Below are 19,436 nucleotides of genomic sequence, written 5' to 3'. Positions count from 1 at the left end.
TCTGGGGCCTTGCCGGTTTTGCGGTTTTCACGCTCGCGCCCGGCCTCGGCCTGCCGCCGGAACTGCCGGCCATGCCGGCGGCGGAACTTCTGCCGCGCCAGATCTGGTGGATTTCGACGGTGGCCGCAACCGCGGTCGGCCTTGGATTGATCGCCTTTCGCAAGTCGCTGCCCTTGGCAATTCTGGCGGTCGTGCTGATCGTCGCTCCGCACGTAGTCGGCGCGCCGCAGCCCGTCAGCTTCGAGACGGCGATTCCCGAGGGGCTGCACCATCAGTTCGTGGTGGCGGTGACCCTCACCGATCTGGTCTTCTGGCTGGTGCTCGGTGCGGCCGTCGGTGTGGTGCGCGGGCGCATCACCGGTACATCGACCAGCCTGCGCGACAGCTTTGCCTGATCGCGCGGACGGCCATCTGACCTTCATCATCGGCGGTGCGCGCTCCGGCAAGAGCGCGCATGCCGAGTGCCTGGTGGCGGCAAGCCCGTCGCCTTGGGCCTATATCGCCACCGCGCAGGCCTATGACGAGGAGATGCGCGAGCGCATCGCGCTGCATCGCTCGCGCCGCGGCAAAGGCTGGGTCACCGTCGATGCGCCGCTCGACCTGGTCGGCGCGCTCGACGCCTTGCCCGATCACCAGCCGGTGCTTATCGATTGCCTGACATTGTGGCTGAGCAATCATATGCTGGCGGACCACGATATCGAGGCCGAGTGCCGGCGGCTCTCGGATGTGCTTTCGCAGCCGCGCGGACCGTGGTTTGTGGTGTCTAACGAAGTCGGGCTCGGCATCGTGCCGGACAATGCGCTGGCGCGCCGGTTCCGCGACGCCGCCGGGCGGCTCAATCAGCAGGTCGCGGCTGTCGCCGACAGCGTGCTGATGATGGTGGCGGGGCTGCCGCTCAAGGTGAAGTGACATGGGCGAGATCAAAGACACGATCATCGACGACAAGGATGCCGAACGCCATCGAGCCAAGATGGCCAAGCGCAAGGCGGTGCAGGATGCCGAGGTGGCCGGCAAGACGATCGAGAAGGGACTGCTGATCGTCAATACGGGGCCGGGCAAGGGCAAGACCACGGCTGCGTTCGGCCTGGCGCTGAGGATGCTCGGCTACGGCAAGCGCGTCGGCGTCGTCCAGTTCATCAAAGGCAAATGGCACACGGGCGAGAAGGATGCCTTCGCCGCCTTTGGCGATCGCGTCGTCTGGCACGCGATGGGCGAGGGCTTCACCTGGGAGACGCAGGACCTGAAGCGCGACATTGCCGCCGCCGAGGCTGCCTGGGCGAGGGCGCTCGAGCTGATTGCCGACCCGTCGATCAGCCTCGTGGTCCTCGACGAGCTCAACATCGCTCTGCGCTACGACTATCTCGAGCTGGAAAAGGTGGTCGCGGCGCTGAAGGCGCGTCGCGAGGGCCTGCATGTCGTCGTCACCGGCCGCAATGCTAAGCCGCTGCTTGTGGAGGCCGCCGATCTCGTCACCGAGATGGGGCTGACCAAGCACCATTTCGCGGCCGGTGTGAAGGCGCAGCAGGGGATTGAATTCTGAGGCGCCTTAGCCGCCGATCAAAATGGTCAGGTAGATCACCGTCGCCGACAGAATCGCGAACAGGCCGATCAGCAGCCCGTCGGCGACGCGATAGAGTTCCAGCGCCTGCCTTATGTCGGTGCTTTCGGCCTCGCGCCTGCCGCCTTCGCCCATGAAGGCATCCTCGACGACCTCGCCGCCATAAGTGCGCGGTCCGGCCAGGGCGAGCCCCAGCGCGCCGGCCATGGCGGCTTCCGGCCAGCCGGCATTGGGCGAACGGTGCTTCTTCGCGTCACGCCGCATGACCTGCCAGGCATTGCGGGGGTCGGCGCCCTTGACGATGAAGGCCGCCAGCACAATCAGCAGGCCGGTGAGCCGCGATGCCGGCAGGTTGACCAGGTCGTCGAAGCGAGCGGCCGCCCGGCCGAAGGCCTCGTATTTCGGCGTGCGGTGGCCGATCATGGAATCGGCGGTGTTGGCGGCCTTGTAGGCAGCACCCCCGGCCAAACCACCGACACCGGTCCATATGGCGGGCGCGACGATGCCATCGGAGAAATTCTCGGCCAGGCTTTCGATCGCGGCGCGGGCAACGCCCGCCCTGTCGAGCTTGTCCGGATCGCGGCCGACGATGCGCGAAACGGCGATGCGGCCGAGCGTCAGGCCACCGGTCTCCAGCGCATCGGCGACATCCTCGACATGCTCGGCGAGGCTCTTCTGCGACAGAAGCGAGGAGCTGAGGATGGCCGCGATGACCAGGCCGGACGGAAAGATCAGCCAGAGCAGGACATGCAGCGTCAGGCCGATGGCCGCCGGCACCAGCAGGATGACCAGAAGCGCCTGGACGCCGCGGCGGCGACGCAATTCGTCGGAATCGGTGGCGCGGTTGAGCCTGCGATCGAGAAAGGATATCAGCCTGCCGATCCAGGTTACCGGATGACCGATGGCGTTGAACAGCCAGTCCGGATAGCCAACGGCACGTTCGATGGCGAGTGACAGGAAAGCGATCAGGATCGACATGAAGCTTCTAAGCGGCGCGATTGCAGCGGTTGATCACGGCGGCAGCCTTGGCCGGGCAAGCGCGCTCTTTCCTCATGCGCCGCAGCCTTTCCTTGACCTCTCGACAGGTATCAATCCGCACTCCTATCCGCTTTTCGATCTGCCCGCCACCGCCCTGTCACGATTGCCCGAGCCAGGACGACTGCGCGAATTGGCCGAAATTGCGGCCAAGGCGTATGGCGCGCGGTCGGCGGCGCATGTCGTGGCCGCGCCCGGCACGCAGATTTTGTTGCCGCGGGTCGCTTCGCTGGTGAAGCCAGGCAAGGCACTGGTGCTGGGTCCAACCTATGCCGAGCACGCCAGGGTGGCCGCGATTGCAGGCCACGCGGTTGTGGAGGTGGGCGATTTCGACGCCTTGGCGGACGCGGACCTTGCCGTGCTGGTCAACCCGAACAATCCGGATGGGCGAGTGATCGAAAGGGACCGCCTGGTCGGCCTTGCTGCGCGGCTTCGCGCGAAGGGCGGCCTGCTGGTGGTCGACGAAGCCTTCATGGATGTCGGCCCGGTCCAACACAGTCTGGCCGGCGATGTGGGCCAGGGTGGTATGGTGGTGCTGCGCTCCTTCGGCAAATTCTTCGGCCTTGCCGGCGTCAGGCTTGGTTTCGCGCTGGCCGACCAACTGACCGCCGAGCGGTTGGAGGCGCAGCTTGGGCCATGGGCTGTCGCCGGTCCTGCACTTGAATACGGAATCCGCGCATTGGCGGACGCCGAGTGGCAGGATGACATGCGACAGGGCCTGGCAGCCGATGCCAAGCGCCTCGACGCGCTGCTCAGCCGATTCGGTATCGCGGTCGCCGGCGGCACCAGTTTGTTCCGCTATTTGTCGTTCTCCGATGCTGCCTCCCTGTTCTCCGCTCTTGGCGAACGCGGTATCTTGGTTCGCCATTTTGCCGATCGTCCGCACGCCTTGCGCGTCGGTCTGCCCGGCAGCGAAGAGGAGTGGCAGCGGCTCGAGAGCGCGCTTGCAGCGTGGGCCTCGCGGCGCGACGATGCGCCGAAGGAGTGCTGACGATGATCCATGTCTGTTCGCTGTCGAAGGTGGAGGAGACCGTTGCGAGAACCGGCGCGGAGCGCTTGCTGTCGCTGCTCGCCGACGGCACCGGGATGATCCGTCCGGCCTCGATACTGGCCGAAAACCATCTGCATCTCGTCATGCACGACATCGTCGCCGCGCAGGAAGGCATGACCATGCCGGGCGAGGAGCATGTGCGCGCGCTGCTCGACTTCGCCTATCGCTGGGACAGGGCCAAACCGATGGTCGTGCACTGCTATGCCGGTATCAGCCGATCCACGGCGTCGGCTTATATTATCGCGGCGGCACTGGCGCCCAAACGCGACGAGGCGGAGCTGGCGAAGACGCTGCGCTTTCTCTCGCCGTCAGCGACGCCCAATCCAAGGCTGATTGCCGTTGCGGATATGTTGCTTGGGCGAGAAGGCCGGATGATCGCGGCAGTCGAAGCAATCGGGCGCGGTGCAGATGCCTTTGAAGGGATTCCGTTCGAACTCAGCATTAGAGATTGAGCTCGCACTGTTCCGCTACGCCAGCCAGTCGGCAAGCCTCGCCTTACGCACATCCCTGGCCAGGGTGATGAAGCCATCGGCCTGATGCTCGGCGGTGAGCCGGCCTTTTTCGGCGGTGGCGATGCTGGCGTCGCCGACCACGCCGTTCGGATTGAGGTCGCTGGCGATCCAGGCGAAGGCGTGCGTTCCGGTGTGCCGCAGCAGGGCGAATTCCTTTTCGGCGCGACCGACATTGGAGACGAAGTTGTCGGCCTTGCCCATATCGACGAGATCTGGCCGGAAATGCAGCATCAACGAGGTCTCGACATCGCCGCCATGGATGCCGTGACGGTCCTCGAGCTCGGTATACATGCCGGAGGGACGGCCGAAGCGCTGCCAGCTCGTCTTCACCGCCAGCATCTTTGCGCGCACGCGCAATTCGCGCGTGACAATGCCCATGATCTCCTCGTTGCCGCCATGCGAGTTGACGACGATCAACTTTCTGACCCCGGCGCGGGCGACCGAGAGGCCAAGCTCGGTCCAGGCGTCGACCAGGGTGGTGGCCGGCAAGGTGAGCGTTCCCGGCGCATGCAAATGCTCGTTCGACTTGCCCACCGCCTGCACCGGCAGGATGCGGATGTCGATGTCCTCGGGCAGGCGCGCAATCACCGTCTCCAGCATGCCCATCATGATCGAGGTGTCGGTCGAGACGGGAAGGTGAGGGCCATGCTGCTCGACCGCCGCCACCGGCAGAACGGCAATCGTCGCTTCCGCGTCGATCGAGGCGTATTCGGTCGTCCGATAGTCGCCCCACCACACACGTCTTGTCGTCACTGTCGTCTCCCGATGGTCTGCTGTTCGGCCCGAAGGTCTAAAGCGCCTGGGCATTCCGGGCAACAGCTAGCCTGCTGCCAGAACCTCCACCTCGACCTTGAATTCCGGGCGGGCAAAACCTGAAACGATCATCAGCGTCGAAGCGGGCGCCGGATCGGAAAACAGGCGATTGCGAACGTCCATATAGGCCTGCAGATGCGCGCGATCGGTGACGAAGGCGTTGATGCGCACGACATCGTTCAGCGTCAGCCCGGCTTCGCTTAAGATTGCGGCAATATTCTTGAAGCAAAGCTCGGTCTGCGCGCCGGCATCCTCCGGGACGGCGTCATCCGGCGCGATGCCCAACTGACCCGAACATAGCACAAGGCGCTTTCCCGCTGGAATTTCAACGCCATGGCTATAACGGGCAAAGGGCGGCTTGATCGACTTGGGGGCGAGATAATTGAGCATGGCATTCTCCTGTCGGCAGGCAGACTAAGGCCGGATTCATGAAAGCTTCAAGATGCGGTGCATGCCGCCCGGGCGATTATGGACAGGCGTCCAAAAAATGGGCACGATGCCATTTGTACAGCATGACCCGTCCGGTCTCGGCAATGACTGCCGCGCAAGCAGGCGGCCCAAGGCGGTGGCATGTGTCTTGCTTCTTGAACCAATGGAGTGGAGCCCAGCGCGCAGCGCGCCGGAGCCAAGAGAGGGTGATGTTTATGTACGGAAAAGAAAAAATCCTGGCGGGTGCGATCGCGCTGCTTGCTGCCAGCACGCTGGGCGCTGCGGCCAACGAGAAGGTCACCTTTGGCACCAACTGGCTGGCCGAGCCGGAACATGGCGGCTACTACCAGGCGATCGCCGACGGAACCTACGCCGCCTGCGGCCTCGACGTCACCATCATGCAGGGCGGCCCGCAGGTCAGCGGCCGGCCGATGCTGCTGGCCGGCAAGATCGATTTCTACATGGGCGGCAACCTGCTCTCGGCCTTCGACGCCGTGCAGCAGGGGATTCCGATGCGCGTCGTCGCCGCCGACTTCCAGAAGGACCCGCAGGTCATCATGTCCCATCCGGGCGAAGGGCTGGACAAGTGGGAGGACCTGAAGAACGCCGACCAGTATATCCTCGGCGACGAGGGCGCACAGACCTTCTTCCAGTGGATGGTGACCGATCTCGGCTTCGATGCCGCCAAGCGCGTGCCATACACCTTCAATCCGGCGCCCTTCATCGCCAACAAGAAGTCGATCCAGCAGGGCTATGTCACGTCGGAGCCCTACGCGGTGCAGAAACAGGGCGGCTTCGTGCCGAACCAGTTCCTGCTCGCCGACAATGGCTGGGATACTTATGCCACGACCATCGAAGTGATGCAGGACACCATCGACAAGCGGCCGGAGGTGGTGCAGTGCTTCGTCGATGGCTCGGCCAAGGGCTGGTACAACTACCTCTACGGCGACAACAAGGCCGCCAACGAGATGATCAAGAAGGACAATCCGGACATGACGGATGAGCAGATCGCCTTCTCGATCGAACAGCTGAAGAAGTTCGGCATTGTCGATTCCGGCGATACGGAAAAGCTCGGTATCGGCGGCATGACCGAAGCGCGCATCCAGAGCTTCTACGACAAGATGGTCAAGGCCAAGGTCGCGCAGCCGGGCATCGACATCAAGAAGGCCTATACGCTCGCCTTCATCAACAAGGGGGTCGGGCGGGAGCTGAAGAAGTAAGGCGGCCTGCCTGAGATGATCCAGGAGAAAGTGGCGCAGGCAACGGCATCGGGTGAGAGCCCGATGCTGCTTTCCTTACGCAATGTCGGCAAGGTCTTTTCCAACGGCGTCACGGCGCTGAGCAAGGTCGACCTGACGATCCGCGAAGGCGATTTCCTAAGCCTGCTCGGGCCCTCGGGCTGCGGCAAGTCGACGGCGCTCAGGTTGATCGCCGGCCTGTCGACGCCGACCTCCGGTCAGCTCGACTGGCGCGGCTCGATCGACCGCTCGAATATCGGCTTCGTCTTCCAGGAGCCGACGCTGCTGCCATGGGCCAGCGTCTTCGACAATGTCTGGCTGCCGCTCAGGCTGAAAGGCGTATCGCGCGCGGAGGCCAAGCCCGCGGTGATGGAAATGCTGTCGCGCGTGCACCTCACCGGTTTCGAGAATGCCGTGCCGCGCGAGCTTTCCGGCGGCATGAAGATGCGTGTCTCGATCGCACGGGCTATGGTGACCAAGCCGCGCATTCTTCTGATGGACGAGCCCTTCGCGGCGCTCGACGAGATTACCCGCTTCAAGCTCAACAACGATCTTCTCGAGCTTTGGCAGGACGAGCGGTTTACCGTCGTCTTCGTCACCCACAGCGTCTTCGAAAGCGTGTTCCTCTCCAGCCGTGTCGTCGTCATGGCGGCACGACCGGGCCGCGTCCACGGCGAGCTTGCAATCGAAGCGCCTTACCCGCGCGACGAGGCATTCCGGACTTCGCCCGACTATGCGGCGCTCTGCCGGCAGGCCTCGGACGTGCTGGTCAATGCCATCAACTCAACCGCCGGACCTCATCATGACGGCCATTGAAAACAATGCCCTGAAGCTCGACCCGGAAGAGGCGCGCCGCGTCCGCCAGGAGCGGCTGGAGCGGATCGGCAAATGGGTACTGCCGCTGGCGATCATGGTGCTTGCGATCTGGCTGTGGGATCGCATCTGCGTCTGGAACGGGATCCCGCAATACATCCTGCCGCGCCCGGGCGTGGTCCTGCAGACGCTGCATGACGATGCCGGGCTGTTGTTCTCTTCGCTGCTGGTGACGCTCAGGATCACCTTCCTCAGCCTGCTGCTTGCCGTCATCGGCGGCGTCGGGCTGGCGGTGCTGTTCGCGCAGTCGAAATGGGTGGAGATGTCGTTCTTCCCCTTCGCCATCGTGCTGCAGGTGACGCCGATCGTGGCGATCTTCCCGCTGATCAACATCTACATCAACAACCAGACGACCAAACTCCTGCTCTGTGCCTGGATCGTCGCCTTCTTCCCGATCCTCTCCAACACCACGCTCGGGCTGAACTCGGTCGACCGCAACCTGCGCGATTTGTTCAAGCTCAACGGCGCGACCCGCTGGCAGCAATTGCGCTATCTGCGCCTGCCGGCGGCGATGCCCTATTTCCTCGGTGGGCTGAAGATCGCCGGCGGCCTGTCGCTGATCGGCGCCGTGGTGGCCGAGTTCGTCGCCGGCGCGCAGGGGCAATCGTCCGGGCTTGCCTCGCGCATCATCGAGGCGGGCTACCGGCTCAATGCTCCCAGGCTGTTCGCGGCGCTGATCCTGATCTCGCTCACCGGCATCCTGATCTTCCTCGTGCTGTCGCTGGTGTCGCATCTCATCCTGCGCCGCTGGCACGAGAGCGCGCTGAAGCAGGAGCGCTAGGGTGCCTGAATGTTGATCCCAGCCTCTGGTCGTTACCAACTCGCCAACGTCCGCGTTCATCAATCGCTGACGCCCGGTCTTGCCGCAAGCTTCGATGCCGATGGTTTTGCGCTCGCCGACATTGCCGTCGCCGACGGCAAGATTGCTAGCATCATTGCGCACGGCAAAGCCGAGCCGCCATTCGACGCAATCGACCTTGGCGGCCGCATCGTGCTGCCCTGCTTCGTCGACTGCCATACGCATATCGACAAGGGCCATATCTGGCCGCGCAAGCCAAATCCCGACGGCACCTTCATAGGCGCGCTCAACGCAACTGCCGCCGATCGCACCGCTCGCTGGAGCGCGGAGGACGTGGCGAGGCGCATGGATTTCTCGCTGCGCTCAGCTTACGCGCACGGTACCAGGGCCTTGCGCACGCACCTCGACAGCGTGGCGCCGCAGGAGGAAATTTCCTGGCCGGTGTTCGAGACGATGCGGGAAAAATGGCGAGGCCGGATCGAGCTGCAGGCCTCCTGTCTGCTTGGCATCGAAGGCGTGCGCGACAAGGCCTGGTTCGAGCGTCTGGCAAAACGCGTCGCCGCGGCCAAGGGCGTGCTCGGCGTTGTCACTTACATGGTGCCCGACCTCGAGGAACTGCTCGACAAGGTGTTCGCTGAAGCCATCAAGCATGGGCTCGACCTCGATTTCCATGCCGACGAGACCGACGATGTCGCGGCCGTCTCGCTGAAGAAGATCGCCGAGGCTTCGCTGTGGAACGGTTTTGGGGGCAATATCCTGATCGGGCATTGCTGCTCGCTGGCGCGCCAGCCCGACCTCGAAGTTCTCGACACGCTGGACAAGGTGGCGAAGGCCGGACTGGCGGTCGTGTCGCTGCCAATGTGCAACCTCTATCTGCAGGACCGGCGCAACAACGGCACGACGCCCCGCTGGCGCGGCGTGACGCTGCTGCACGAGATGAAGGCATGCGGCATCAAGGTGGCTGTCGCTTCTGACAACACGCGCGACCCGTTCTACGGCTATGGCGACCTCGATATGCTGGAGGTCTATCGCATGGCGACACGCATCCTGCATTTCGATCACCCTGTCGGTGACTGGCCGAAAGCGATAGCGGCGACGCCGGCCGAGGTGATGCGGCTGGAAGGTGTCGGCACTCTCGCCGCCGGCGGTAGCGCCGACTTCATCGTCTTCAAGGGACGCAGCTGGACCGAATTGCTGTCGCGGCCCGAATCGGATCGCATCGTGGTGCGCGAGGGCAGGGCGATCGAGCGCCGGCTGCCCGACTATGCTGAACTCGACGAATTGATGGTGTGATGATGGATATCGCAGCGCTGAAGCGCGATCTCGAAGGCCTCAAGATCGACGACCATCCGGCCATCGTCCAGCAGAAGAGCCGCGACTTCTACTGGTACAGCCCCGTCCTCAAACAACAGCTCGACCACGTCACCGGCGACCTGATCGTTACGCCAAAGAACGAGGACGAGGTGATCCGCATTTTGGCCGCCTGCCACCGGCACGGCGTTCCAGTCACACCGCGCGGCAGCGGCACCGGCAATTACGGACAGGCGATGCCGCTGTCGGGCGGCGTGGTGCTCAACCTCGCCGAGATGAACGAAGTCAAGGCGATCGCGCCGGGCCGCGTGGTGACCGGGCCCGGAGCGGTTCTGGCCGACATCGATCGCGCCGCGCGGGCGCATTCCGCGCAGGAACTGCGCATGTCGCCCTCCACCTACAACACCGCCTCCATCGGCGGCTTCGTCGCAGGCGGCTCTGGCGGCGTCGGCTCGATCCGCTGGGGCGGATTGCGCGATCTCGGCAATGTCATCCGGCTGCGGACCGTGACGATGGAGGCGGAGCCGCGCGTCATGGACCTCTCGGGCGAGGACGTGCTCAAGGTGATGCATGCCTATGGCACCAACGGCATCATCACCGAGGTTGAGATGCCGCTGACGGCGTCCTACGATTGGGTCGATGTCATCGTCGGCTTCGACGATTTCATGGGTGCAGCGGGCTTCGGCAACGACCTCGCCGAGCAGGACGGCATATTGGCGAAGCTGATCACGCCGATCGCGGCACCCATTCCTTACGATTATTTCAAGCGACACCAGAAGTTCTTCCGGCGCGAGCAGAGCATCGTGGTGTGCATGATCGCGCCGCACGCGATGGATGGGTTCCTCGCGTTCGTCCGGGCCAGCAAAGGCGAAATCGTCTTCCGGGCCGACCAGGAGACCGACCTCAAGGGATTGCCGCCGGCCTACGAGCTGACCTGGAATCACACGACGCTGCGCGCCATAAGAGTCGATCCGACGATCACCTATCTGCAGGCGCGCTATCCGTCGCCGGACCATCTCGCGCACGTCAAGGCGATGGTCGACCGCTTCGGCGACGAGGTGCCGGCGCATCTCGAATTCATCCGCTTCGACGGCGCGATCGGCGCCGCCGGGCTGCCGCTGGTCCGTTTCACCACGGAAGAAAGGCTCGACGAGATCATCCGTATCCACGAGGACAATGGCTGCTGGATCTTCAACCCCCATCGCTACACGCTGGAAGAGGGCGGCATGAAGCAGACTGACGAGGTTCAGCTTGCCTTCAAGCGCGAGACCGACCCGCAAGGATTGCTCAACCCCGGCAAGATGATTGCCTGGGAGAATCCGGGCTATGACTATCGCTCCGGCAAGCCGTTCCTGTTCAAGGGGCTGCAAAAGGCGAGGTGATCGCGATGAGCGCCCGGCGCTGCACCCTCCTCTGGCCTGTCGCCTTTGGCGACATCTCCCGCACAAGGGAGGAGATGTGGCATGGGACAACAGGGGTTTGTCGAGCTGACCTGCGGGATCCACTCCCGTGAACATCCTCGTGCTCTACGCACATCCGGTGGAGACCAGCTTCAACGCCGGACTGCATCGGACGATCGTCGAGCGGCTCGGCGCGGCGGGCCACACGATCGACGACTGCGACCTCTATGCCGAGGATTTCGATCCGCGGATGACGCGCGCAGAGCGGCTCGGCTACCACGATCAGCGCGGGCCGAACGAGGCGGTCGCCGGTTACATCGCAAGGCTTCAGAAGGCGGAAGCGTTGGTGCTGTCGTTTCCGGTCTGGAATTACGGCTATCCAGCTATCCTGAAGGGCTTCTTCGACCGCGTCTTCCTGCCCGGCGTATCGTTCAAGCTGGTCGACGGCAAGGTTCGGCCGACGCTGCACAACATCCGCAAGCTCGCGGCCATCACCACCTACGGCGGCAGTCGTTTTCGCGCCATGCTGATGGGCGATCCGCCGCGCAAAATGGTGAAGCGCACGCTGCGGGCCACCATCAAGCCAGGCGCCTCCGTCTCTTACCTCGCACACTATTCGATGAACCTTTCGACGGATCAGACGCGCAAGGCCTTCATGGCGAAGGTAGCCGCCAGCATGGATCAATTCTGATGCGCGTGCTGGTGGTCTATTGCCATCCGGTGCCGGAGAGCTATTGCGCCGCGATCCGCGACATGGCGATAGAGGTGCTGACGCGACGAGGCTGGGACGTGCGGCTGCTCGATCTCTATGCCGAGAAGTTCAATCCGGTGATGAGCTGCGAAGAGCGGCGCTCCTACAACGAGCGCGCGCCTGAGGATCCCGAGCTCAGGCCGCATTTCGAGCATCTGCAATGGGCCGAGGCGATCCTCTTCATCTACCCCACCTGGTGGTACGGATTGCCGGCGATGCTGAAGGGCTGGTTCGATCGCGTGTGGGCGACCGACATCGCCTTCAAGCTGCCGCGCGGCAGAGGCCGGATCCAATCGCTGATGACCCATGTGACCAAGGTCGGCGTCATCACCACCTGTGGCGCGCCGACGTGGTGGAGCGTCGTTGTCGGCCAGCCCGGCCGCAAGACGATCCTGCGCGGCATGCGCGCCATCTGCGCCCCCCGCTGCAAGACATTCTTCCTGGCGCACTACCTGATGGATTCCTCAACGCCGAAGAGCCGGACGGCGTTTCTGGCGAAGGTAAGGGCGAGGCTGGAAAGCTTTTGAGGATAGCTCTCTTCTCCCTGTTAAATGAGGAGAAGACGGCGGCAGCAGATGAGGGGCGGCGTCGCAAAGGTGTGGCGCTGCCCCTCATCCGCCCTTCGGGCACCTTCTCCCCGTTGAACGGGGAGAAGGGAACACTGCGCTACATCCGCACCCGTTCAGCCTTCGGGTCGTACATTGGCCTCAACGATGCTTCCGCGGCGAAACGCTCGCCTGCGATCTCGACCTCGTAGGATGAGCCCAGCACATCAGCCTCGCTCTCGCCCTCGCAGGGCACATAGCCGAGCCCGATCGCGCCGCCGAGATGGTGGCCGTAATTGCCCGAGGTGATCGGACCGACGATCATGCCGTCGCGCAGGATTGCTTCGTTGTGGAATAACAGGGGCTGCGGGTCCTTGAGGCGGAACTGCACCAGCCTGCGGCTCAACCCGGCTTCCTTCTTCCTGAGCACCGCGTCACGACCGATGAAGTCGCTCTTGGCCGTCTTCACCGCGAAGCCAAGGCCTGCCTCCAGCACATGGTCCTCGTCGGTGATGTCGTGGCCGAAATGGCGGAAGGCCTTTTCGATGCGGCAGGAATCCAGAGTATGCAGGCCGCAGAGCTTCAGCCCGACATCGGCGCCGGCTTCAATGATCGCCTCGAAGACATGGGCGGCCTGATCGGTCGAGACATAGAGTTCCCAGCCGAGCTCGCCGACATAGGTAACGCGATGGGCACGGGCCAACCCCATGCCGATCTCGATCTCCTGGAAGGTGCCGAACGGATTGGCCTGGTTGGAAAAATCGTTGGGGCTCACCTTCTGGATCAGCTTTCGCGAATCGGGGCCCATCAGGCAGATGACGGCTTCGGCAGCGGTTACGTCGGTAATGACGACGAATTCGTCGGCGACGTGCCGCCTCAGCCAGGCGAGGTCACGCTGCAAGGTGGCGCCCGGCACGACGAGGAAATAGGCGGTCTCGGACAGCCGCGTCACGGTGAGGTCGCTCTCGATGCCGCCTTTGGCGTTGAGCATCTGCGTGTAGACGATCTTGCCCGGTTCCACGTCCATGTCGTTGGCGCAGAGCCGCTGCAGGAAGGCACAAGCGTCGCGGCCTTCAACGCGGATCTTGCCGAACGAGGTCATGTCGAACAGGCCGACGCCGTTGCGCACGGCGAGGTGTTCCTCGCGCTGGTTGTCGAACCAGTTCTGCCGCTTCCAGGAATAGCGGTATTCGCGCTCCTGTCCTTCGCGGGCAAACCAGTTGGCGCGCTCCCAGCCGGCCACCTCGCCGAAGACGGCGCCACGAGCCTTCAGATGCTCGTGCAGAGGCGAGCGGCGCACGCCGCGCGAGGTAGCCATCTGGCGATAGGGGAAATGATCGGCGTAGAGCAGGCCGAGCGTTTCGGAGACGCGTTCCTTGAGGTAGCGACGGTTCTTCTGGAAGGGCTGGGCGCGGCGGATGTCGACCTCCCAGAGGTCGAAAGGCGCCTCGCCGTCATTGATCCACTGCGCCAGGGCCATGCCGGCGCCGCCGGAGGAAACGATGCCGATCGAATTGTAGCCGGTCGCCATCCAGTAGCCGGAGAGTTCCGGCGCCTCGCCGAGATAGTAGCGGTCGTCGGGAGTAAAACTCTCGGGGCCGTTGAAGAAGGTGTGGATGCCGGCCGTGCCCAGCATCGGCATACGGTTGACGCCCATTTCGAGGATCGGCTCGAAATGGTCCATGTCCTCGGGCAACTGGTCGAAGCAGAAATCCTCGCGGATGCCGTCCATGCCCCAGGGTTTCGCCACCGGCTCGAAGGCGCCGAGCATCATCTTGCCGGCGTCTTCCTTGTAGTAGGCGCACTCGTCCGGCACGCGCAGCACCGGCAGGCGGGTGAGGCCGGGGATGGGCTCGGTGACGAGGTAGAAATGCTCGCAGGCGTGCAGCGGGATGGTGACGCCGTTCTGCCGGCCGAGCTCGCGCGCCCACATACCGGCGCAGTTGACGACGATGTCGGTCTCGATCGTGCCCTGGTCCTCGCCCTGAGCCCAGGAGACACCGGAGACGCGGCCGTTCCTGGTGTGGACCTTGATGACCTTCACGTTTTCGATAACCGTCGCTCCGCGTTGCCGCGCGCCCTTGGCCAGCGCCATGGCGATATTGGCGGGGTCGCACTGGCCGTCGAGAGGCAAATGCACCGCGCCGACCACATCGGAGACGTTGAGATGCGGGTACATCTCCTTGACTTCGGTTGGCGAAATCTCGCGCACGTCGACATCGAAGGCGCGGGCTAGCGAGGCCTGCCTATAAATTTCATGCTTGCGTTCCTCGGTCAGCGCCACGGTGATCGAGCCGACCTGGCGCATGCCGGTGCCGACGTCGGTCTCCGCCTCGAGCTTGACGTAGAGGTCGGCCGAGTATTTCGCCAGCCGGGTCATGTTCTGCGAGCCGCGCAACTGGCCGATCAGGCCGGCGGCGTGCCAGGTCGTGCCGCAGGTGAGCTGCTTGCGCTCAAGCAGCACGATGTCGGTCCAGCCGAGCTTGGCCAGATGATAGGCGACCGAGCATCCGGAGACGCCGCCGCCGATGATGACCGCGCGAGCTTTGGTTGGAATGGTTTTGGTCATGCGGCCTCGCGGCGGTAGTTGGAAGCGAAGCGGCGCACGCGAAGCGCTGCTTCCTGAAGGACAGGTTCAGGCTGGCAGAGGCTGATGCGGATGTGGCCGGCGGCGGCCTCGCCGAAGCTGGAGCCAGGCATGACGCCGATCTTCTCCTTGTCGAGCAGCGCCCAGGCGAATTTTTCGTCGTCGGGCTCGATGGCCGATATGTCGAGCATGACATACATGCCGCCTTCGGAGCCGCGCACGGTGACCTCATTTGCGCCGCGAATGGCGTCGAGGAAGACGGCGCGGCGCCCGGTGTAACGCTCGGCTATTTCGTCCACGCCGTAGTGGTTTTCAAGCGCCTCGGCGCAGGCAATCGAGATGAAGGCCGGCAGGCCGTAGGTGGTCACCAGGTTGAGATCGGTCATCAGCGCGATCATCGCCTTCGGGCCGGTGAGCCAGCCCATGCGCCAGCCGGTCATGCCGTGGCTTTTCGACATGGAATTGATGACCAGCGTGCGCTCGGACATGCCGGGCAGCGAGCGCGGCGAGATGTGCTCGCCGCCGCCAAGCGTCCAGTAGACCTCGTCGGACAGCAGCCAGAGATCGTGCTCCTTGCAGATTTCGGCCAATTGCTCGAGCCGTTCGCGCGAATAGACTGCGCCTGTCGGGTTGTTCGGGGTGTTGATCAGGATGGCGCGCGTGTTGGGCCTGAGCGCCGCGCGGATCCTGTCGGCGCGCGGCTGAAAACCGTCCTCGGCCGGCGTCTCGACCACGGTGAAGCTGGCGCCGGCGGCGCTGAAGGTGTTGGGGTAGGTGGCATAATAAGGCGCGACGACGATGGCGTGATCGCCGGGGTCGAGCACACCCTGCACGGCGGCGTAGAGCGCGCCCTGACCGCCGGCCGTGGCGATGACCTCGTCGGGTTCCGTCAGGACGCCGGTGCAGGCGGTGGAGGCAGCTGCCATGGCCTTGCGCAGGCGCGGCAGCCCGGAAAGCGGCGTGTAGTGGTGGTTGCTGCCGCGGACGGCGTTGACGCAGGCCTCGATCGTTTGCGGCGGCGTGTCGAAATCATGGTCGCCGACCGAGAGCACGATGATGTCCTCGCCGGCTGCCCTGCGGGTCCAGGCGGCGAAGTGGACTTCCCAGCCATCCTTGCCCGATGGCACGATGCCGGTAATGCGCTTTGATGGTTTTGGCATCAGGCTACTCCCGAGATGTGATGGCCGGCCTCAATGAGCCGGTCGCGTAGCGCAGCGATGTGAGCCGGCCCGACTTCGCAACAGCCGCCTACAATGCTGGCGCCAGTCTCGACCCAGCCCATCGCCTGGTCGGCATAGGCGTGCGGATCGAGATCATGGCGCGCGTGCAGCACGTCGACCGTGCCGCCATGCTTGAGCGCCTCGACCGAGGTGAAGCCATTGGCATAAGCGCCAACCGGACCGCCGAGGGCCAGCAGTTCCGGCAATGCGGCGGCAATGGCTTCGGGCCGGCAGCAGTTGAGCAGCCGTGCCGCCACCGGCAGATCGCCGAGGGCGCTAGCCGCGGCGGCAATGCTCTCGCCGCTGCGCAGGCGGGGCGTGCCGTGGTCGGCGAGAGTCCAGGATACCCAGACCGGCTTGCCGCTCTCGCATGCCGCGGTAACCGCCGCGCGAGCCTCTTCGGCGGAAGCCATGGTCTCGCACAGGAATAGATCGACGCCTTCTGCCTGCTCGGCGACGATGCGGCGGTAGATGCCGAGCGTCTCCTCGAAGGAGATGGTCAGCGCCGGCGCGTAGCTGCCGAAGAGAGGCGAGAGGCAGCCGGCGATGGCGGCTTCACCCGCTTCGTCGCACGCCTGCCGGGCGAGCTCGAGGCCGCACTTCTGCAGAGGCTTAAACAGCTCTTCCGCGCCCTCACGCGCCAGGCGCTCGGGCGTGGCCGAATAGGTGTTGATGGTGATGACGCGAGCGCCGGCACGGATGAATTCCGCATGCAGGTCGCACACCAGTTCCGGTTCGTCGATCAGCACTCTGGCCGACCACAAAGGCGTCGGTTCGGACTGACTGCGACGGACCAGCTCCTGGCCCATGCCGCCATCGGTAAGAATGACGGATGTCATGCTCTCAACCTTTCGTTCTTCGGATCCCACAACGGCTCGTCCTTCTGCACCACCGCCTTGAAACGGTCGCCGAAGATTTCGACCTCGACCGCCGTGCCGGGCTCGGTCAGGTCGGAACGCAGCATGCCGAGCGCGATCGACTTGTCGACGCGATGGCCCCAGCCGCCCGACGTCGTCTCGCCGACAATCTTGCCGTCATACCAGAGCGTCGACATATAGGGCGCGTCGCAATCGCTGGGGCTTTCTACGACCAGCGTGACGAAGCGCTTCTTCACGCCCTGCTGCCTTTCGTTGAGCAGCGCCGCCTTGCCGCGGAAGTCGGGCTTGTCCCATTTGACGAAGCGTTCGAGCCCGCCCTGCAGGATCGAATAGTCGGTCGAGAGGTCGCCTTTCCAGGCGCGGTAGCCTTTTTCCAGCCGAAGCGAATCCAGCGCGTACATGCCGAAGGGCTTTAGGCCATGCCTCTGGCCGGCGGCCCAGACCGCGTCGAAGACGGTAGCCGTGTCCGCGACCTTGGTGTGGATCTCCCAACCGAGCTCGCCGGCGAAGGAGACGCGCACCAGCTTCGCCCAGCGGCCGGCGATGGTCGTCTCCTGATGCGTCAGCCAAGGCAGGGAAAGATCGGCGTCGCAGACGTCAGCAAGAATAGCGCGCGAGTTCGGGCCGGCGAGAATCTGGGTTGAGTATTCCTCCGTGCGATCGGTCAGCCTGAAGGCCGCATCGGCCGGCATGCGCGACTTCAACCATTCGAAGTCGTGCCACTGCGCGACGGCCGCGGTGATTAGCGTCATCTGGTCCTCGCCATGGCGCACGACCGACATTTCGGTAACGATGCGGCCCTTATCGTCCGCGAAATAAACCAGGCCGATGCGGCCGGGCTTCGGCACGAGGCCGGTGACCTGCAGGGCCAGCCATTCGGCGGCGCCCGGACCTTCGAGGTTGAAACGCGAGAAGCCGGGCAGGTCGAGGATGCCGGCTGCGTCGCGCACAGCCAGGCATTCCTCGCGAACGCGCTGCTGCCATGGCCCGTCGCGGCGGAAAGTCAGCGTTGATTCTTCCGAAATGTCGTCGCCCGGTTGCGCGTACCAGGTGGCGCGCTCCCAGCCGTTATAAGCGTCGAACTGGCCACCCCGCGCTTTGACGCGCTCATGCAGCGGCGAGTGCTTGCGGTCGCGGCCGGCCGGCCAGGCGTGGCGCGGGAACTGGATGGCGTATTCGTTGCCGTAGATCTCCATGCCCTTGGCAACGCAATAGTCGGGTGCCGAAGCAAAGGCGGTGAAGCGGCGCGGATCGCAGGACCACATGTCCCATTCGGTCTGGCCCTCGGTCACCCATTCGGCCAGCACCTTGCCGGCGCCGCCACCTTGCGCAATGCCGAAGGTGAAGACGCAGGCCTCGAAAGCATTCGGCACGCCGGGCATCGGACCGATCAGCGGATTGCCATCCGGCGCGTAAGGTATCGGCCCGTTGATCACCTTGGAAAGGCCTGCGGTGCCGAGGATCGGCACACGGGCAACGGCGTCGGCAAGGTAATGCTCGAGACGGTCGAGATCGTCCGGGAAAAGCTGGAAGGAAAAATCCTCCGGCATCGGATCGTTGTGGCCGACCCAATGCGCGCGGCAATTGCGCTCATAGGGACCGAGATTCATGCCGGTCTTTTCCTGGCGCAGGTAGTAGGAGGTGTCGACGTCGCGCAGCAACGGCAGTTTCTTGCCCTGTTCCTTGGTCCATGCGGCCAGCTCGGGGATTTCCTCGAACAGGATATATTGATGGCTCATCACCATCATCGGCACTTCGCGGCCGAACATTTTTCCAACTTCGGCGGCGCGATAGCCGGCGGCATTGATCACGATCTCGCAGCGGATCTCGCCCTGCGGCGTCGCCACCACCCATTCGCCGTTTTCGCGGCGAACGCCGGTGACCGGGCAGAAGCGGATGATTTTCGCGCCCATGTCGCGCGCACCCTTGGCAAGCGCCTGCGTCAATTGCGCGGGATCGATGTCGCCGTCGCTCGGGTCGTAGAGCGCGCCTTTCAGCTCATGCGTCTCGATGAAGGGGTAACGGCGCTTGATCTCGTCGAGGCCGACGAGGTCGATGTCCATGCCTTGATAGCGGCCCATGCCTTTGGCGCGCTGGAACTCCTGCATGCGCTCCTTGGTGTGGGCGAGCCGCAACGAGCCGGTGACATGGTAGTTCATCGGATAGTCGACCGCGTCGGCGAGGCCCCGGTAGAGCTCGGTAGAATAGCGCTGCATGTTCATCAGCGACCAGGACGACGAGAAGGTCGGCACGTTGCCGGCCGCGTGCCAAGTCGAGCCGGAGGTCAGCTCGTTCTTTTCCAAGAGCACGCAGTCGGTCCAGCCCGCCTTGCAAAGGTGGTAAAGTGAGGAGGCGCCAACGACACCGCCTCCGATGATCACCACGCGTGCCGTGGTCGGCAAACCGGCCATGTTCTCCTCCAACGTCCAAAGCGCG

General features: G+C 64.2%; 19 protein-coding genes. 12 read left to right on the top strand and 7 right to left on the bottom strand.

The genetic code is table 11. From position 1 onward, the window contains the following. From EOA75_RS04260 to cobO, 3 genes are all read left to right on the top strand, one after another. Window positions 1-395: CbtA family protein (locus tag EOA75_RS04260; protein ID WP_206516964.1), on the top strand; the 395-nt coding region annotated here is incomplete at its 5' end. Further along, window positions 388-909, top strand: coding sequence for a bifunctional adenosylcobinamide kinase/adenosylcobinamide-phosphate guanylyltransferase (gene cobU / locus EOA75_RS04255; RefSeq protein ID WP_095829790.1), 522 nt, complete (start codon window positions 388-390; stop codon window positions 907-909). The genes EOA75_RS04260 and cobU, both read left to right, overlap by 8 nt. A gap of 1 nt (window position 910) precedes the next feature. Beyond that, window positions 911-1,540: a cob(I)yrinic acid a,c-diamide adenosyltransferase gene (gene cobO / locus EOA75_RS04250; RefSeq protein ID WP_066999565.1), complete on the top strand. Its 630-nt coding sequence runs from the start codon at window positions 911-913 to the stop codon at window positions 1,538-1,540. Window positions 1,541-1,546: 6 nt separating this feature from the next. On the opposite strand, the gene cbiB is transcribed toward cobO, so the two are convergent. After that, complete coding sequence (cbiB, locus tag EOA75_RS04245; RefSeq protein WP_127215865.1) at window positions 1,547-2,536, bottom strand: adenosylcobinamide-phosphate synthase CbiB; 990 nt, start codon at window positions 2,534-2,536, stop codon at window positions 1,547-1,549. Here cbiB and cobD point away from each other — a divergent pair. Continuing rightward, the gene (cobD, locus tag EOA75_RS04240) at window positions 2,535-3,584 is read left to right on the top strand and encodes a threonine-phosphate decarboxylase CobD (RefSeq protein ID WP_127323702.1); all 1,050 of its coding nucleotides are present in this window, start codon (window positions 2,535-2,537) and stop codon (window positions 3,582-3,584) included. The two genes, cbiB and cobD, sit on opposite strands and share 2 nt — an antisense overlap. Before the next feature lie 2 nt (window positions 3,585-3,586). Continuing rightward, window positions 3,587-4,096 carry a tyrosine phosphatase family protein gene (locus EOA75_RS04235; RefSeq protein ID WP_067329232.1) on the top strand — a complete coding sequence of 170 codons (510 nt, stop codon included), beginning with the start codon at window positions 3,587-3,589 and terminating at the stop codon, window positions 4,094-4,096. A gap of 15 nt (window positions 4,097-4,111) precedes the next feature. Here EOA75_RS04235 and EOA75_RS04230 read toward each other — a convergent pair whose 3' ends face one another. Beyond that, a complete protein-coding gene (locus EOA75_RS04230; protein WP_127216887.1) occupies window positions 4,112-4,909 on the bottom strand; it encodes a creatininase family protein in 798 nt (265 codons plus the stop codon). Between the two features lie 66 nt (window positions 4,910-4,975). After that, a complete protein-coding gene (locus tag EOA75_RS04225) occupies window positions 4,976-5,359 on the bottom strand; it encodes a RidA family protein (RefSeq protein WP_067329236.1) in 384 nt (127 codons plus the stop codon). A 254-nt stretch (window positions 5,360-5,613) separates the two neighbouring features. Between EOA75_RS04225 and EOA75_RS04220 the strand changes: the two genes are divergently transcribed. The 7 genes from EOA75_RS04220 (at window position 5,614) to EOA75_RS04190 (ending at window position 12,297) form a co-directional block, all read left to right on the top strand. Next, window positions 5,614-6,618, top strand: coding sequence for an ABC transporter substrate-binding protein (locus EOA75_RS04220; RefSeq protein WP_067329238.1), 1,005 nt, complete (start codon window positions 5,614-5,616; stop codon window positions 6,616-6,618). A 15-nt stretch (window positions 6,619-6,633) separates the two neighbouring features. Continuing rightward, window positions 6,634-7,452 carry an ABC transporter ATP-binding protein gene (locus EOA75_RS04215; protein ID WP_127323701.1) on the top strand — a complete coding sequence of 273 codons (819 nt, stop codon included), beginning with the start codon at window positions 6,634-6,636 and terminating at the stop codon, window positions 7,450-7,452. Further along, the gene (locus EOA75_RS04210; protein ID WP_127239510.1) at window positions 7,439-8,290 is read left to right on the top strand and encodes an ABC transporter permease; all 852 of its coding nucleotides are present in this window, start codon (window positions 7,439-7,441) and stop codon (window positions 8,288-8,290) included. The genes EOA75_RS04215 and EOA75_RS04210 overlap by 14 nt, the downstream gene beginning before the upstream one ends. A 12-nt stretch (window positions 8,291-8,302) precedes the next feature. Beyond that, window positions 8,303-9,601 carry a cytosine deaminase gene (locus tag EOA75_RS04205; protein ID WP_127323704.1) on the top strand — a complete coding sequence of 433 codons (1,299 nt, stop codon included), beginning with the start codon at window positions 8,303-8,305 and terminating at the stop codon, window positions 9,599-9,601. Between the two features lie 2 nt (window positions 9,602-9,603). After that, window positions 9,604-11,001 carry an FAD-binding oxidoreductase gene (locus EOA75_RS04200; RefSeq protein WP_095801962.1) on the top strand — a complete coding sequence of 466 codons (1,398 nt, stop codon included), beginning with the start codon at window positions 9,604-9,606 and terminating at the stop codon, window positions 10,999-11,001. 127 nt (window positions 11,002-11,128) lie between these two features. Continuing rightward, entirely contained in the window at window positions 11,129-11,710 is a 582-nt protein-coding gene (locus EOA75_RS04195) for an NAD(P)H-dependent oxidoreductase (RefSeq protein WP_067329247.1), read from the top strand. Next, entirely contained in the window at window positions 11,710-12,297 is a 588-nt protein-coding gene (locus EOA75_RS04190; protein ID WP_067329249.1) for an NAD(P)H-dependent oxidoreductase, read from the top strand. Before EOA75_RS04195 ends, EOA75_RS04190 begins: the two co-directional genes overlap by 1 nt. 139 nt (window positions 12,298-12,436) lie before the next feature. On the opposite strand, the gene EOA75_RS04185 is transcribed toward EOA75_RS04190, so the two are convergent. From EOA75_RS04185 to EOA75_RS04170, 4 genes are read right to left on the bottom strand one after another with little or no spacing between them, the layout of a single operon-like run. Continuing rightward, on the bottom strand, window positions 12,437-14,884 hold the full coding sequence (locus EOA75_RS04185; RefSeq protein WP_127323700.1) for an FAD-dependent oxidoreductase: 2,448 nt from the start codon (window positions 14,882-14,884) through the stop codon (window positions 12,437-12,439). After that, entirely contained in the window at window positions 14,881-16,062 is a 1,182-nt protein-coding gene (locus EOA75_RS04180; RefSeq protein ID WP_127323699.1) for a pyridoxal phosphate-dependent aminotransferase, read from the bottom strand. The genes EOA75_RS04185 and EOA75_RS04180 overlap by 4 nt, the downstream gene beginning before the upstream one ends. After that, entirely contained in the window at window positions 16,062-16,961 is a 900-nt protein-coding gene (locus EOA75_RS04175) for a homocysteine S-methyltransferase family protein (protein ID WP_127323698.1), read from the bottom strand. The genes EOA75_RS04180 and EOA75_RS04175 overlap by 1 nt, the downstream gene beginning before the upstream one ends. After that, window positions 16,958-19,411, bottom strand: coding sequence for an FAD-dependent oxidoreductase (locus EOA75_RS04170; protein ID WP_127323697.1), 2,454 nt, complete (start codon window positions 19,409-19,411; stop codon window positions 16,958-16,960). Before EOA75_RS04170 ends, EOA75_RS04175 begins: the two co-directional genes overlap by 4 nt. Window positions 19,412-19,436: the final 25 nt, after the last annotated feature.

It is taken from the genome of Mesorhizobium sp. M1A.F.Ca.IN.022.07.1.1, from assembly GCF_003997575.1.
Lineage (GTDB): Bacteria > Pseudomonadota > Alphaproteobacteria > Rhizobiales > Rhizobiaceae > Mesorhizobium.
This window is presented reverse-complemented; position numbering and strand designations above follow the sequence as displayed.